Source organism: Agrobacterium deltaense RV3 (assembly GCF_900013505.1).
Classification (GTDB): domain Bacteria; phylum Pseudomonadota; class Alphaproteobacteria; order Rhizobiales; family Rhizobiaceae; genus Agrobacterium; species Agrobacterium leguminum.
On sequence record NZ_LT009745.1, the window covers coordinates 2,715,162 to 2,732,322 of the forward strand.

8 protein-coding genes are annotated in these 17,161 nt (G+C 60.6%); 4 read left to right on the plus strand and 4 right to left on the minus strand.

What is annotated here, in order from left to right; genetic code table 11:
• The first annotated feature begins 83 nt into the window (after positions 1-83).
• Positions 84-1,850, plus strand: a complete 1,767-nt coding sequence (locus AGR7B_RS13655; RefSeq protein ID WP_003520317.1) for a glucan ABC transporter ATP-binding protein/ permease — start codon at positions 84-86, stop codon at positions 1,848-1,850.
• Positions 1,851-1,886: 36 nt separating this feature from the next.
• A complete protein-coding gene (locus AGR7B_RS25920) occupies positions 1,887-2,306 on the plus strand; it encodes a hypothetical protein (RefSeq protein WP_162934133.1) in 420 nt (139 codons plus the stop codon).
• 169 nt (positions 2,307-2,475) lie between these two features.
• Here AGR7B_RS25920 and AGR7B_RS13665 read toward each other — a convergent pair whose 3' ends face one another.
• On the minus strand, positions 2,476-10,971 hold the full coding sequence (locus AGR7B_RS13665; protein WP_080856869.1) for a glycoside hydrolase family 94 protein: 8,496 nt from the start codon (positions 10,969-10,971) through the stop codon (positions 2,476-2,478).
• A 575-nt stretch (positions 10,972-11,546) separates the two neighbouring features.
• Here AGR7B_RS13665 and AGR7B_RS13670 point away from each other — a divergent pair.
• A complete protein-coding gene (locus tag AGR7B_RS13670) occupies positions 11,547-12,725 on the plus strand; it encodes a M20 aminoacylase family protein (RefSeq protein ID WP_162934134.1) in 1,179 nt (392 codons plus the stop codon).
• A gap of 76 nt (positions 12,726-12,801) precedes the next feature.
• On the opposite strand, the gene AGR7B_RS13675 is transcribed toward AGR7B_RS13670, so the two are convergent.
• Entirely contained in the window at positions 12,802-12,945 is a 144-nt protein-coding gene (locus AGR7B_RS13675; protein ID WP_080856870.1) for a hypothetical protein, read from the minus strand.
• 229 nt (positions 12,946-13,174) lie between these two features.
• On the opposite strand from AGR7B_RS13675, the gene AGR7B_RS13680 reads away from it, so the two are divergent.
• Complete coding sequence (locus AGR7B_RS13680) at positions 13,175-14,278, plus strand: NAD(P)/FAD-dependent oxidoreductase (RefSeq protein ID WP_080857106.1); 1,104 nt, start codon at positions 13,175-13,177, stop codon at positions 14,276-14,278.
• An 8-nt stretch (positions 14,279-14,286) separates the two neighbouring features.
• On the opposite strand, the gene AGR7B_RS13685 is transcribed toward AGR7B_RS13680, so the two are convergent.
• Together AGR7B_RS13685 and AGR7B_RS13690 are read right to left on the minus strand one after the other, a co-directional pair.
• Positions 14,287-15,261, minus strand: coding sequence for a threonine ammonia-lyase (locus AGR7B_RS13685; RefSeq protein WP_080856871.1), 975 nt, complete (start codon positions 15,259-15,261; stop codon positions 14,287-14,289).
• 114 nt (positions 15,262-15,375) lie between these two features.
• The gene (locus AGR7B_RS13690) at positions 15,376-17,160 is read right to left on the minus strand and encodes an IlvD/Edd family dehydratase (protein WP_078052322.1); all 1,785 of its coding nucleotides are present in this window, start codon (positions 17,158-17,160) and stop codon (positions 15,376-15,378) included.
• Position 17,161: the final 1 nt, after the last annotated feature.

Sequence of the window (17,161 nt, forward strand, 5' to 3'; positions counted from 1 at the left end):
TCTCATGCAACCTTGCTAAAATAACTTGCCTTGAGACCGAACAAACAACCGCTCGAAAAAGACGCTCGGACTGGATTGAAAATTTGACCTTGTTTCAGGTTTACACACGCGCTCTGCGCTATCTGACCGTACATAAATGGCGGGTGACGGTGGTCGTCATCGCCAACGTCATTCTTGCAGCGATCACCATCGCCGAACCGGTGCTGTTCGGCCGGATCATCGACGCCATCTCTTCCGGCACCAACGTCACGCCCATTCTCATTCTTTGGGCGGGTTTCGGTGTCTTCAACACTGTCGCTTATGTGGCTGTCGCCCGCGAGGCGGACCGGCTGGCCCATGGCCGGCGCGCTTCGCTGCTGACGGAAGCCTTCGGGCGCATCATCTCCATGCCGCTTTCCTGGCACCATCAGCGCGGCACATCCAATGCCCTCCACACGCTGCTGCGCGCCAGCGAAACGCTGTTCGGCCTCTGGCTCGAATTCATGCGCACGCATCTGGCCACCTTCGTCGCACTGGTGCTGCTCGTCCCGACCGCCATGTCCATGGACCTGCGCCTCAGCTTCGTGTTGATCGGCCTCGGTATCGTCTACTGGTTCATCGGCAAGTGGGTGATGGGCCGCACCAAGGACGGCCAGGCTTCGGTCGAAGAACACTATCACAGCGTTTTTGCCCATGTCAGCGATTCCATCAGCAACGTCTCGGTGCTGCACAGCTACAACCGCATCGAGGCCGAAACGAAGGCGCTGAAATCTTTCACCGAAAAGCTGCTGAGCGCGCAATATCCGGTGCTCGACTGGTGGGCCTTTGCAAGTGCTTTGAACCGCACGGCCTCCACCGTTTCGATGATGATCATCCTCGTCATCGGCACCGTGCTGGTGAAGAATGGCGAGTTGCGCGTTGGTGATGTCATCGCCTTCATCGGTTTCGCCAATCTCCTGATCGGCCGTCTGGACCAGATGCGCCAATTCGTGACGCAGATTTTCGAAGCCCGCGCCAAGCTTGAGGATTTCTTCGTGCTGGAAGATTCCGTCAAGGAACGGGAAGAGCCGGGCGATGCGCGCGAATTGTCGAATGTCTCCGGCACCGTGGAGTTCCGCAACATCAATTTCGGTTTCGCCAACACCAAGCAGGGCGTTCACGACGTTTCGTTCACGGCCAAGGCCGGCGAGACAGTCGCGATCGTCGGACCGACGGGTGCCGGCAAGACCACGCTCATCAATCTCCTGCAGCGGGTCTACGATCCCGATTCCGGCCAGATTCTGATCGATGGGACCGATATTTCGACGGTGACGAAAAATTCGCTCCGCAACTCCATCGCCACAGTGTTTCAGGATGCCGGCCTGCTGAACCGCTCCATTCGCGAAAACATCCGCCTCGGCCGTGAATCGGCCACCGATGCGGAAGTAGTGGAAGCAGCGGCAGCAGCGGCGGCGACGGATTTCATCGATAGCCGCATCAACGGCTATCTGACCCAGGTGGGTGAACGCGGCAACCGCCTGTCCGGCGGCGAACGCCAGCGCATCGCCATTGCCCGCGCCATACTAAAGAACGCTCCCATTCTGGTTCTGGACGAAGCGACCAGTGCGCTGGATGTGGAAACGGAAGCTCGAGTGAAGGCCGCTGTCGACGCGCTGAGAAAGAACCGCACGACCTTTATCATCGCCCACCGCCTTTCCACGGTCCGCGATGCCGATCTCGTCCTCTTCCTCGATCAGGGCCGGATCATCGAAAAGGGCACCTTCGATGAGCTGAGCCAGCGCGGCGGACGCTTTACCTCGCTGCTGCGCACCAGCGGCCTGCTGACGGAAGACGAAAACCAGCAGCCCCGGCCGAAGGCCATTGCCTCCTGAGGGTCTGGCTGACGGAATGAACGCAGGGCGGACAGCATGTTGTCCGCCCTTTTTCTTTGCCCGTTTCCCGACGGCCCTGCCAGATCACAGGTCGTCTATCGAAGAATTCCGGTCAGGGAACTTGCCAGCCAGAAATCGATCTGCCCGAAGGGGAGGACATTTCCCAGAAAGGACAATGCCTGCTGCGAGATTGGTCAGGAAAACTCCGAGCACCACGCCAAGCATTACTCCGACGCTCGTTTTCCGTGGGTAGCGCGCCAACCAGCAGGACAACGCCAGGGAAAGAATGGCGAGCAACGCCAACAGTGCAAGTTCTGTGAAAGATGCGCTGAATTGCAAGATAACTCCCTTCTGATCGACCGATTACTCGCGACTGTCGCTTTTCTCGAAAAGAGTGACGAGACAGTCCGCACCGGACGATCCGGCACCGCGCCATCAAAACCCTCGCCAATATGACCCTATCTCGGTGCTGCGGAAGCTTCCAGCCGACGCTGCGAAGGAGCCCCGGTCGTGCCATGATCCGACCCATAGACTGAGTCGGAGGCCAGGGTAGCCCCCATAAAAATTCAGGCCCCCGCGTTATCACGGGAGCCTGAGTTTAAAGGCGAACGAAGACCTGATCGTCTCAGTCGAAGGGGATCACCCGATCACCTGCCGACAGGGCCTTGCCATCGACGGAAACGGAGACTTCCGCCGTATCGGCCTTGCGGCTTACGACGATATCCCTGGCCTTGCCGTCGAGCGTGATCTTCACCGAGAAACCGCTCCAGTCCTCCGGCAGCGACGGCGAAATATGCAGCTTGCCGTCGGTGCGGGTGATGCCGAGAATACCCTCGACAGCGGCGCGATAGAGCCACCCGGCGGAACCCGTGTACCAGCTCCAGCCGCCACGGCCCGCATAAGCGCCTTCACCGTAGACATCCGCAGTCACCACATAGGGTTCGACCCGATAGGTTTCCGATGCTGCCGCATCGAGCGCGTGATTGACGGGGTTGAGCAGCTTGAAGCAGTTCCATGCTTCCTGCGCCCTACCCTGCTTCGCAAGGGCAAGAACCACCCAGGTCGCCGCATGGGTATATTGTCCGCCGTTTTCGCGCACACCCGGCGGATATCCCTTGATGTAACCCGGATCATGCGGCGCACGCGAGAAGGGCGGCGTGAACAGCCGGATAATGCCAGTCTGCTCATCGACCAGATGCTCCATGACGGCATCCATTGCCTGCCGCGACCGAGCCCCTTCGCCTTCGCCGGAGAGAACGCTCCAGCTCTGGCCGAGCGAATCGATCCGGCATTCCTCGCTTTCGGCGGAACCGAGCGGCGTGCCGTCATCGAAATAACCACGCCGGTAATAGCTGCCATCCCAACCCGCTGTTTCCAGCGCATTGCGCAGCTTTTCCCGGTGCGCCGCCCATTTGCCGACGCGGTCGGTATCGCCACGCTTTTCCGCAATCTCGATGAAATCGCGCAACGCTCCGGACAGGAACCAGCCGAGCCAGACGCTGGTGCCCTTGCCGCCCACGCCGACACGGTTCATGCCGTCGTTCCAGTCGCCGCCGAGGATCAGCGGCAGGCCATTTTCGCCGGTGCGATGAATGGCAAGATCGAGCGCCAGCGCCGCATGCTCGTAAAGCGTGGCGGATCTGTCGCTAGTTTCCGGCTGGAAGAAAGCGTCATGCTGGCCGGGCATCAATGCCGCCCCCTTCAGGAAGGGGATGCTTTCATCGAGGATGGCGGCATCACCCGTGGCCGAGACATATTGGTTGATCGCATAAGCGAGCCAGACCACATCGTCCGAAATGGTGGTACGAACACCGGCGCCCGTCAGCGGCAGCCACCAGTGCTGCACATCGCCTTCCGGGAACTGGCGGCCTGCCGCACGCAGGATCTGCTTGCGGGCGAGATCCGGCTGGTAGAGCAGGAAGGCCAGCGTATCCTGCAACTGGTCGCGGAAGCCGAAAGCACCGCTCGACTGGTAGAAGGCAGTACGCGCCAGAATGCGGCACGCCAGCGCCTGATAGGGCAGCCAGTTGTTGACCATGTGGTTGAAGCCGGAATCGGGCGTGGAAACCTGCAACTGGCCGGTAAAGCCCGTCCAGAACGCCTTGCTCTCATCCAGCACCGTCTGGAAGTCCGCCTTACGAACGTCCTTTACCAGCGCTTCGGCCTCTTCCGCATTGTCGGCATCGCCGAGAATGAAGGTCATGTGCCGTTCTTCGCCGGGCTTCAAGTGGATTTCCTGCATCAGCGCGGCACAGGGATCGCCATCGACCTCCGTGCTGCCGCTGAGTGCAGCCCCGGACACGATGCCCTGCGGCGCCTGCGCCGACCCAAAGCGGCCGATGAATTCCCGGCGGCTGGTGGTGAACCCGCTCGCCTCGCTGTCGAGCGTCAGGAACGCCGTGCGGGCGCTATAGTCGATGCTGTAGGGGTTCGACGCGAAGATCGTATTGTTGCCGGCATCGTGCCTGCTCAGAATGAACGGCGCGGATTTTTGGCCGTTATTGCCGAGCACCCATTCCACATAGGCATAGACCTTCAGGCGGCGGCTTTTCGAACCCTTGTTGCGAACGATGACCTGCGAGAGTTTGACCGGCTTTTCACGGTCCACGGTCTGCGTCAGCTCCACCTCCAGCGTATCGGCCACGCCCGTCAACACGGAGTAACCGAGACCGTGGCGGGTTTCGAACATGGCTTCGGGATCGCGCGACAGCGCGGCACAGGGCGTATAGAGCTTTCCTGTCTCCACATCGGCGACATAGAAGGCCTCGCCCGGCCGGTTGATGACCGGATCGTTGCTCCAGGGTGTCAGCTGATAGTCGCGCGAATTGCGGCTCCAGCTGAAACCGGCGCCTTCGGCCGAAATGTGGAAGCCGAAATTCTCGTTCGAGATGACGTTGATCCATGGATGCGGCGTGGACTGCCCGCCATTGAGGCGCACGACATATTCCTGACCGCTTCTGGCAAAACCGCCGAAACCGTTCCAGAAATCGAGGTCGCCCGCATCTTCCACCGGTTCCGCCACAGGGAAGACCGGAACAGGCAGACGGGCCTGTGCCGCATCGCTCGTGCCGTCGGGGCCGCGATGGGCCGCAAACAGCGATACTGCGCGGTTGATCTGGTCGACGATCTTGCCGTTGCGCACGTGGAGAACGACGCGGGAAGCGGCGAGAAGCGCGCTCCAGGTCTCTTCATCCATCAGGTCGCGGCGCACGGAGAAGACGTGCGGACGTCCGCCATCGGCGGGATTGATGCGGCGCTGCGCCTCGGAAATATGATCGAGTGCATGCTGCATATCCTGCGCATAGGACGCAGCCCGTTCGTTGACGATGACGAGATCGAAGATCACACCGCGTGAACGCAGATATTCATGGGCGCTCAGCGCTTCACGGGCGATATCCATGTCCATATCGTCGTTGATGCGCAGGCTGAAGATCGGGAAATCGCCCGAAATCGCAAGCGGCCACAAAGCGCGCTGGGAAGCGAGACCCGTTTTCAGCGTTTCCGAATCCGCACGCAGATGCATGTCGGGATAGGTTAGATAACGGCCGAGATGCTGGAAAGCGGCCGCCTGCTGTGAGGTCACACCCACATGGCGCATCTGTACCTGCGTGCGCGTCCAGGCGTGCACGAGTTCATGCGCGAAGGCGTCCGGATGACGATAACGGTCGATTGCCTTGTCGACTTCCTCGCGGCTCGGCGCGGCAATCGTCCAGAAGATCACGCTCACCTTCTTGCCCGCCGGCACGCGCACGGTGCGGCGCAGCGACAGGATCGGATCAAGCGTGAAGCCGTCGGTGCTGGAAAGCGTCGCACCGGCATCGAAAGCCGCCGCTTCGCGCAGCGAGCGTCCGCGACCGATGAACTTGGCGCGATCGGTCTCGAACTCCGTCGGGCGCGACGGGCCGGCATTGTCAGCGGCCAGGTGCGCGATGACGGTGCCCGGCTCGTTCGGGCTGCGACGGTTGCGCCACGCACGGATGACGTCGCCGCGACGGCCGATCTCCGTCTGCACGAACATGCGCGAGAACAGCGGATGGGCATTGTCGTCATCCTCCGACGCAATGACCGGCTCAAAATAGGAGGTCACTTCGATATAGCGATCCTCGGAACCGACATTGAGCAGAGTGACGCGGCGGCCTTCGGCATCGTGCTCGGTGGCGACGATGCATTCGACAACGCTTTGCAGATCGCCGGTGGTCTTGTGGAACTCGGCCTTGTCATCGGTGAAGATCGTCTTGGTCTTTTCACCTTCGATGACACGCGGCTCGGCCGTCGCACTCCACCATTGTCCATTGGTGGTGTCGCGCAGGAAGATGAAGGTGCCCCAGCGGTCGTCGGTCGGATCGGCCTTCCAGCGGGAAATGGCCTGCCCGTTCCACTTCGAATAACCGGCACCCGTCGAGGTCAGCATCGTCGAATAATGGCCGTTCGAGAGGAACACCACTTCGCGGTCGCGCGCGGCCGGGTCGGTGATGGAACGAACTTCCGCACGCAACAGATCCGCCTGTTCCTTGCCGGGGGTTTCCGGCTCGTATTTGGCGCTCATGACAGGTACTTCGCGCGGCGCCTTTTCCTGCAGCAGCAGTTCTGCCGCCTCGATCACCGGATCGGAGTGGAAGAGTTCGCGCAGCACGCCGTCAAAGGCGACGTTGGCGACGGCCGCAATCGACATGCCGTGATGGTGGGCATAATAGTTGTAGACCACCGCGCAGACCTTGCCATCCGGCACACGTGTCGGCGTGAAATCCACCGCGTCATGGAAGCCGTACTGGCCAAGCGCGCCAAGCTTGCGCAGCTTGTCGAGGTTCTCAAGCGCACCATCGGGATCATACTGGCTGGCGAGGATCGATGCATAAGGTGCGATCACCGCATTCTGGCCAAGGCCACGCTTGAGGCCAAGCGTCGGCACGCCGAAGTTGGTGTACTGATAGTTCATGTTGTGATCGCGGGCGTTGAACGCCGCTTCTGAAATGCCCCATGGCGTGCCGAGACGACGACCGTGGTTCATCTGTTCCTTGACGATCAGATTATTGGTCTGGTTGAGGATGCCACCCTGACGCTCCTGCATGACAAGCGGCGGCATCAGATATTCGAACATCGAGCCGGACCAGGAAACCAGCGCGCCCTGCGCGCCAATCGGCACGACCTGACGGCCGAGACGGTACCAGTGCTCGGTCGGCAGATCGCCCTTGGCGATGGCGAAGAGGCTGGTCAAGCGGCATTCGGAAGCCAGAAGGTCGTAGCAGGCCTCGTCCAGCTCCTTGCTTTCGACGCGGTAGCCAATCGACAGAAGACGGCGATCCTTGCGGTAAAGGAAGGTGAAGTCCATCGAGAAAGCAAGGTCACGGCTACGGTCGCGCAGCGATGCGAGACGCTGGCGCAGCGGCTCCATATTGGTGAGGTCGATGGCGCTGTCTGAAATATGCGCCTCGCAGCAATCGACGAGCAATTGCGCCCAGCGCGTCACTTCCGCGCTCTGCGCGGATTTCACCTCGTGATCGACGTTGGTTGCGAGTTTCTGGATATCGCGCGCAAGAACCGCGAGATTGATGACGCGGATCGAGGCAAATTCATGCTCACGCTTGACGGAGGCGAGAGCGTTCGAGAAGCCGATGATGCGCTCCTCGAGGCGGCGATGCAGCGGGCGCAGGTTCTTGCGGTCGTCGGGCAGCGCCTTCAGCGTTTCGCGCAGAATGCCAGCAAGATCGCCGATACCGTCCAGATTACCCTGAAGATGCGCGGACGGCGCTTCTGCCCAATCACGGCAGGCAGACGAAACCGCAATAAGGTGACCGGCGAGGTTGCCGCTATCGACCGCCGAAACATAGCGCGGTCCAAGCGTCTGCAACGTGTCGGTGTGATACCAGTTGTAGAGATGGCCACGATATTTTTCCATCTTCTCGACAGTCTGGATCGTGTTCTCGATCCGCTCCAGCGTATCGGCAAAGCTGATCCAGCCGAACTGACGCGCCGAGATGACGGAGAGCAGATAGACGCCGATATTGGTCGGCGAGGTACGCGAAGCAACGATCGGTTCCGGCGTTTCCTGGAAGTTGTCCGGCGGCAGGTGGTTTTCCTGCGGCGTCACGAAGGCCTCGTAATAACGCCAGGTGCGACGCGCGATCTTGCGAAGCTCGAAGGAGACGTGTTCCGAAACGAACAGCCGGTCTTCGGTTTCAGCCGACTGGCTGACATACCAGGCAACGGCGGGGGACAGAACCCAGAGCAGCGTGAATGGAATGCCGATCAGGAAAGCGTTGTCGCCCGGCAGCGCCGCAAACAACAGGCCAAGCATCGCCACCACGGGCGCATGCCACATCTGGCGATAATAATCGACGATGCTGCCCTGCGCGCTCGACTGCATGCTGGCGGCGGTACGCCATTCCAGCATCAGCTTGTGGCTGACGAGCAGGCGGTAAAGCGAACGGGCAATCGCATCCGTCATCATGCAGGCGGCATCAGCGATGAAGACGATACGCAGCGCAACCTGCGCATTGGTGGCGCGGATTTCCGACCAGATGGTATGGAAATGCGCCTGCGGTACAATATCGGTGGAGCGCGGCACGAGGCCGGACAGCAGGGACAGCGTGGGCGCGACGAACAGCGAGAAGATCAGCAGGATCTGCCAGATCAACGCACCGAGCGGATCCATGAAATACCAACCGAGGATCGAGGCGAAGAACCAGGCGATCGGCGTCAGCGAGCGACGCAGATTGTCGACCATCTTCCAGCGGCCGATGGCGGTAACGCCGCGGGCACGATCGAGGATAAAAGGCAGAAGCTGCCAGTCGCCACGCGCCCAGCGATGCTGGCGCGACACTTCCACCTCATAACGGGTCGGAAAGTCCTCCACCAGCTCCACATCGGTCACCAGCGCGCAGCGCGCAAAGGAGCCTTCGAGCAGATCGTGGCTGAGGATGGAGTTTTCCTCGATACGGCCCTTCAGCGCCGCCTCGAAGGCATCCACATCGTAGAGACCCTTGCCGGTGAAGGTACCTTCGGAGGTCAGATCCTGATAGACGTCGGAAACGGTGAAGACATAAGGGTCAATACCGCGGTTGATCGAGAAGACGCGCTGGAAGACGGACGCGTCCTTGCCGGTCGTCAGCGAAGGCGTTACGCGCGGCTGCAGCAGGCCGTAGCCTTCGACAACCCGTCCGGATACCGGATCGATCACCGGACGGTTGATCGGGTGGTGCATCTTGCCGACGAGCTTGGTCACCGCATCGCGCATCAGGCGCGTATCGGCATCCAGCGTCATGACGTATTTCACGCCCTCCGGCACGATATTCGCACCGCCGAGGAAGGTCGTATCCTTGTCGCCGCGCAGCAGCATGTTCAGCTCATGCAGCTTGCCGCGCTTGCGCTCCCAGCCCATCCAGCAGCCTTCGGCCGGATTGTAGAGGCGGCGGCGGTGCAGCAGGTAAAAGCGCGTCTTGCCGTCAAAGGCATAACGGCTGTTCAGCGCCGCAAGCTCGCGCTTGGCATAGTCGAGAATCTCGAGGTCATCGTCGGACTGTTCATACTGCGCATCGCGCCAGTCGCTCACCAGCGAGAAGTAAATCTCGCCATGCGGATTGGCGAGATAATGCACCTCGATATTGCGCATCATCTCGTCGACGCTGTCGCGGCTGGTCAACATGCAGGGCACGGCGACCAATGTGCGGGCATCCTGCGGAATGCCGTTCTTGAACTCGTATCCGACCAGCCGGAACGGTTTCACGAAGAAGGTGACGAGGGTGTTGAAGAGGCCGGTCGCGCCTTCGGATGCCGGCAATGCGAACATCAGCAGGAACGCGGTCACGACATACCAGGGCATGCCCGCCTGCGCCAGGAACCAGCCGACAGCAAGCATGGCGAGCGCGGTGATGAGAAGGACCGGCGCGGCGATTGCCAGCCAGTTGAACTTGCGCATCGAGCGCACGATGCGCTGCGATACCAGCGGCCGGTAACCCAAAGCCTTTTCAAGCTCGAAGCGGCGCTGGCCGACAAGCACGGAGCCGACATTGACGCGATGGGTTTCATCCGCACCCGCCGGCGTCTCCGAACGCGCCATTTCGACGGCGGCGCGCGCCACCTCGACTTCGGTCTTGGGAGAACGGCGCGCCAGAAGTTCGATCGTGTTGCGGTAGGTGTTGCGCGAACCGAAATCGAGAACCTCGTAGTCGGTCTCTTCGCGCAGAACCTTGTCGATATGGCTGACTTCCTCGAACCACACCGACCATTCGGTATCGTCGATTTCGCGCAGGCTCTTGACGATGTTGCCCATCGTCACATTGCCGGATGCCAGGCGATTATGTTCCGACATCATGACGTTTTCGGCATCGGTGCCGGCAGCATGAAGACGCTCTTCAAGCCACGCAACCGCCAAACCGGAGGTCTGTGAGCCATTGCGAAGACGATAGAGGAACTGCGTCGCGAAAGTCGGATCGTCAACCAGCGAATCGACCTGCTTGAGAAGCGCGGCCGACGCCTCGGCATCGTTCAGACGGATGATTTCATCAACGACCTCATTCGCCTTCTGGCGCATGCGGCGCGAACGCTCCACACGAATGGAGATGCGGCGGAGATTTTCGATGAGGACGAAACGGATGATCGACGGCAAAGCCCACAATTCGCCGATCTGCAGCGTCTTCGAGGTCTGATAGCCATCCACCAGCGCCGTCATGTTTTCGCGCGAAACCGTGCTGTGGGTATGGGCGACATAAAGCCAGCCGAGCGCCATGACCCGCGGGATCGTCACGCCGCCCACCGTCATCGTCGGCAGCTGGCGATAGAACTTGCGCGGAAAATCGCGGCGGACTTCCTGGATCGCCTCTTCGATGACGTAGTGATTGTCGAGCAGCCATTCCGCCGCCGGCGTTATCGTCGCGCCATTTTCCGCATCGACGGCCGTGGTACGATAGACCCTGAGGATTTCCTTCTCGTTCTCGCGATGACGCTCGAAGAAATCGAATTCCATGAAGCCGGGAAGACTGTCGGCGCCATCGCGCGAAAGCGCGGCGCCCGCATCATGCAGTTCCTCCACCGTCATATAGGACGCGCGGATCGAATCGTTGTGATCGATCTGCTTCGTCTCGGAATCACGGGCGGCGGCGGTCGGGGTAATATGAAATGACATCGGGCTCGTATTCTGAACTTTATGGAAACTTGTTCGACTTGACCGGCATTTCGTCCGTGGCGGGAACACACACGAAAATCGGGCAACGCTATATTTATGACTTATCCTGAACCTTCGGTGAACCGGACCGGACGCTGTGCGGAACGGATCGTCAAGTGCGGAACATCCGCAGGCGCGTCATGCTGCAGCATCATTATTCCGGAATATCTGCGAAGCTGGAGATCGGCGCGGACAGGGCTTTTTTGGTGAAGGAAAGAAAATCGCGTCGTTCGGCCCGGCAATGCCGTTCCGACCGGATTTCGCACCCTCCCAGATGGCGAAAACTGTTCGCGCAACGTCCGATAATCCCCCGTTGACAACCTGAAGGGCAACACGAACCGAAAGGCCCGCGCTACATCCGAAAGAAGCTAATGCCCCAGGACGTCAATAGTTCCATGCCACCTGTGGCGGCACGATGCAAGCGCTGAATTTCGGGGTATTTCCGGGCAGGCTACGCCCCTTACGCATGGCTGCATATGCTGCTATGTCATTTGCAAAAGGCGCCGGAAAAAACGGCCGAACCCGGGACTTTAAAAATGACCAGACAGACCGCAAATCTCGCATCCTTTGCCAACCATATGCCGGATGTGGTGGCCATTCGCCGCCACCTGCACCGAAACCCCGAAATCGGCCTTTCGGAGTTCAAGACGTCGGATTTTATTGCCGAACAGTTGGCGGCAATGGGTTATGAGGTTACGCGGGGACTGGCCGGAACCGGTGTCGTCGCCACACTCCGCAATGGCGACAGCACCCGCACGCTCGGCATCCGCGCCGATATCGACGCCCTGCCAATCCATGAAGAAACCGGTGCGGATTATGCGAGCGCCAACCAGGGCGTGATGCATGCCTGCGGCCATGACGGCCACACCGCCATGCTGCTTGGCGCGGCGAAGATCATTGCGGAGCGCAAAAATTTCAACGGAACCCTGCATCTGATCTTCCAGCCGGCGGAAGAGAATTTCGGCGGCGCCCGCATCATGATCGAAGACGGGCTGTTCGAACGTTTTCCCTGCGATGCGGTTTTTGCCCTTCACAACGATCCCGGCGTGCCCTTCGGGCAATTCGTGCTGCGCGACGGGCCTATCCTCGCCGCCGTCGACGAGTGCAAGATCACAGTCAACGGATATGGCGGCCACGGCGCCGAACCGCAGGATGCGGCCGATCCCATCGTGGCCGGCGCAAGCATCATCATGGCGCTGCAAACCGTGGTGTCCCGCAACATCCATCCGCAACTATCGGCAGTCGTCACCGTTGGCGCGTTCCATGCCGGTGCTGCCAGCAATGTCATTCCCGAAACGGCGGAAATGCTGCTGACCATCCGCTCCTTCGATCCGGGCGTGCGCGACGAGCTGGAAAAGCGCATCCGGGCGATAGCCGAAGGCCAGTCGGCCAGCTACGGCATGAGCGTCACCATCGATTACGAGCGCGGTTACAATGCAACCGTCAACCACAAGGCGGAAACGGACTATGTCGCCGATCTCGCCCGGCGTTTTGCCGGACCTGAAAAGGTGGCCGAGATGCAGCGCCCATCGATGGGTGCGGAAGACTTCGCCTATATGCTGGAGAAACGGCCTGGCTGTTATTTCTTCCTCGGCACCGCGCGCACGGATAACGATCCGCCGCTGCACCATCCGAAATTCGATTTCAACGACGATATCCTGCCGATCGGAACCGCTTTCTGGGTCGATCTCGCGGAAGATTACCTGAAGGTATAAGTGGTCATAAAAAAGGCCGGTCGGAGGAGCGACCGGCCTTTCATTCTCAAATTACCTGATGAGAAAATCGGGAGGATCAGGGAACGAGACCGAAGATGACGGCGACGACAAAAGCCACGCAGACGCCGACAAGAGCCGCATGAACCGAGTCTTTCCAGTTGCGCGGCGACTGGGGCTGCGAGACAAAGTCTTTTACTTTTCCTGCCTTGGAATAAGACATTGTACACTCCCTTCCTGCTCGGCCCTTCAAAGCGGGCATTGCTTATTTCACTTATAGAATAGCTTTATTCCCCACTGTTTCAGTAGAGATAAAATTCCATAAGATTGGCGCATCGGGAAAAATACCGATTGCGACTTGCCCACCGGCAAGCATCAATCTACCCATTGCGCAGGATCAACGCGGTGGAGGGCATTTCCGTTCAAAACCGGTGGCGGGCACGGAAAAGACCATGACGGATATCGACGCCATCATCATCGGAGCCGGGGTGATAGGGCTCGCGACAGCGCGTGAACTGGCGATGCGCGGCCTCACCGTCATCATCCTCGAAAGCGGGAAGGAATTCGGCTCTGCCACCTCCTCCCGCAACAGCGAAGTCATCCACGCCGGGCTCTATTATCCGGCCGGAAGCCTCAAGGCCCGACTTTGCGTGGAGGGCAAGGAGCGGCTCTATGCCTTCTGCCAAAGCCACGGCGTTTCACACCGCCGCTGCGGCAAGCTCATCGTCGCTACGAGCGATGAAGAGACGGCCATGCTCACCACCCTGCGCGAAAAAGGCAAAGCTAACGGCTGCAACGACCTTGAGCTGATCGATGCGCAACAGGCGCTATTGCTCGAACCCGCGCTCGCCTGCGTCGCAGCCCTGATATCGCCCTCGACCGGTATCATCGATAGCCACGGCTATATGCTGGCGCTGCTTGGAGACGCGCAGGATCATGGCGCTGCCCTTGCCCTGAACGCACCCTTCGAAAAGGCAGAGGCGATGGGCAATGGTTTCCGAGTTCATGTCGGCGGAACGGAACCCACCAGCCTGACATGCCGGCTGCTCGTCAATTCCGCCGGGCTTGTTGCACCCATGGTGGCAAGAAAAATCGAAGGATTGCCGGAGGATGTTATTCCGCAGGCGCGTTTCGCCAAGGGCAGCTATTTTTCGCTGGCCGGCAAGTCCCCGTTTTCACGGCTGATCTACCCAGCACCGCACACCCATGGCCTCGGCGTGCATCTCACGCTCGATCTCGCCGGCCAGGCCCGTTTCGGGCCGGATGTGGAGTGGGTGGACACCATCGACTATGCGGTCGATCCCCGCCGTATGGAGGGTTTCGGCGATGCGATACGGCGCTATTGGCCGGGCCTTCCCGACAACGCGCTGATCCCGGCCTATTCCGGTATCCGGCCGAAGATTTCCGGCCCGGACGAACCGGCCATGGACTTCCGCATCGATGGGCCGGAAACCCACGGCGTTGCCGGCCTCGTCAATCTTTTCGGCATAGAAAGCCCCGGCCTCACCGCCTCTCTGGCGATTGCCGATGAGGTCGCGGCACGGCTCGAGGCCTGACCTTATCCTCAGCCGAAACGGGACAGCGCGGCGGCCATGATCTCCAGATCGACATTGCCGCCGGAAGCGACCGCGATCACCGTTTCGCTTTCCAGTTCATCGCCGTGGAAGAGGGCCGCCGCCAGCGCCACCGCACCACCGGGTTCGACAACGATCTTCAGCCGGTTAAAGGCGAGAACCATAGCACGCAGCGCTTCCTCCTCGGTCACGGCAATGCCTTTTCCGCAGAGCCCGGCCATGATGGGGAAAGTAATGTTGCCGGGCTGCGGCGTGACGATCGCGTCGCAGATCGAGCCCGAGGTCGTGGCGTTACGCTCGATCTTACCCGCAGCAAGGGAGCGCGCCACATCGTCGAACCGCTCCGGTTCCGACGTCCTGACCTTGTAGTCCGGCGCTTTTGCTGCGAGTGCCAGGGAGATGCCGGAGGTGAGGCCGCCGCCACCGCAGGGCACCAGAACCTCGGCCGCACCGATGCCCAACTCCGCGCCCTGTTCGGCAATCTCCAGCCCCACTGTCCCCTGCCCGGCAATGACCAGCGGTTCGTCATAGGGCCTGATCAGCGTCAGCCCACGCTCACGCGAAATGCGATCACCGATGGCGTCGCGATCTTCGTTCGCACGGTCATAGAGCACTACCTCCGCGCCATAGGCCCGGGTATTGTCGATTTTGATCTTCGGCGCATCCGACGGCATGATGATGACGGCAGGGACATTGTGCAGCCGGGCGGCAAGCGCCACGCCCTGCGCATGGTTGCCGGAGGAAAAGGCGATCACGCCCTTGACGCGCACCTCCGCCGGAAGGCCGGAGACGGCCGACCAGCCGCCGCGAAACTTGAAGGAACCCGTTCTTTGCAGGCATTCAGCCTTCACGAACAGCTTTCGCCCGGCAATTTCGTCCAGAAAAGGCGATGAAAGAAGCGGTGTGCGAACCGCATGGTTGCCGATGCGCCCACGCGCGGCTTCTATCATCGAAATATCTGTCATGTCCTGCCCCTGTGATGCGGATTTGCGGGTACATTAAGAGGTCGCAATCAATTGCGAAACCGCCCGGAAAAGAAAAATCCCCGGACATGGCCGGGGATTTTTTGTCGTATGTGATCAATGATTGTGCCGGGGCATCTTCTCGGCAATCCGGCGGAAATCCGCAGCCCCTTCCAGAACCGCGCCATCCGAAAGCTGGGTCACCGACTGGCGGTAGATTCGCTGCCAGGGCGTCGCATCCGCAGGAACAGCAGGAATGCCGTCAGCCTTGCGCGCTTCCAGCTCCTCCTCCGGTACCAGCGCATTGCACTCGCCCTTATTGAAATCGATGCGGATCACATCGCTCGTGCGAAGCCATGCCAGCCCGCCACCGGCAGCACTTTCCGGTGAGGCGTTGAGAATGGACGGGCTGTCGGCCGTTCCGGACTGCCGGCCGTCGCCGATCGTCGGGAGGCTGGTGATACCCTTTTTCAACAGCACATCCGGCGGCTGCATGTTGACGACCTCTGCCGAACCCGGCCAGCCGAGTGGCCCCGCACCGCGAATGACGAGAATGGTGCGCTCATCGATATCGAGAGACGGATCGTTGATGCGGGCGTGATAGTCTTCCGAACCATCGAACACCACACATTTGCCCTCGAAAATGCCCTCGCGGCCCGGCTCACTCAGATAGCGCTGGCGGAATTCCGCCGAGATCACGCTCGTCTTCATGATGGCGAAATCGAACAGGTTGCCCTTGAGGACGAGGAAACCGGCCCGCTCCTTCAGCGGCTTGTCATAAGGCAGGATCACATCGCGGTCGGTGGATTCCCGGCCTTCCAGATTTTCCGCCATGGTCTTGCCTGTGACGGTCGGACAGCTGCCGTCGAGCTTGCCGGCCTTCAGAAGCTCCCACATGATGGCGGGCGTGCCGCCGGCGCGGTGATATTTCTCACCCAGCCATTTGCCGGCCGGCTGGACATTGGCGATGAGCGGAATGTCGTAACCGTGGACCTGCCAGTCCTCCTCGCGAAGCTCCACACCCGCATGTTTTGCCATGGCCGCCAGATGCGGTTGGGCGTTGGTGGAACCGCCGATTGCCGAGTTGACGCGGATCGCGTTCAAAAATGCCTCTCGGGTCATGATGTCGGAGGGCTTGATGTTCTCGACAACCAGCTCGACGGCACGGCGGCCGGTGCGATAGGCCATCTGGCCGCGTTCACGGTAAGCGGCGGGAATGGCACCGCAGCCGGTGAGCGACATGCCGAGCGCCTCCGCCATGGCATTCATGGTCGACGCCGTACCCATGGTGTTGCAATGGCCGACCGAAGGAGCGGATTCGAGCGCTGCCTGCAAGAATTCCTCGCGGGTGATTTCGCCAGCGCCATATTTGCGGCGCATGCGCCAGATGACAGTACCGGAACCGACCAGATCCCCATCATGGTAGCCGTCGAGCATCGGCCCGCCGGAAAGCACGATGGCCGGAATATCGACCGTGCTTGCCGCCATCAGCGCTGAAGGCGTGGTCTTGTCGCAGCCCGTGGTCAAAACGACGCCGTCGAGCGGATAACCGTAAAGCACTTCCACAAGGCTGAGATAAGCTAGATTGCGGTCAAGCGCCGCCGTCGGGCGCTTGCAGTTTTCGAACATCGGATGGGTCGGAAACTCGATGGGAATGCCGCCCGCATCGCGGATACCGTCCCGCACCCGCTTGACGAGTTCCACATGGACACGGTTACAGGGCGTCAGGTCGCTGCCGCTCTGGGCGATGCCGATGACCGGCTTGCCGGAACGCAGTTCTTCCGGCGTCACGCCGTAATTCATGAAGCGCTCCAGATAGAGCGCCGTCATGTCGAGATGGTCGGGATTGTCGAACCAGTCCTGCGACCGCAGGCGGCGCATCGGTGTCTTCTCGTCACTCATG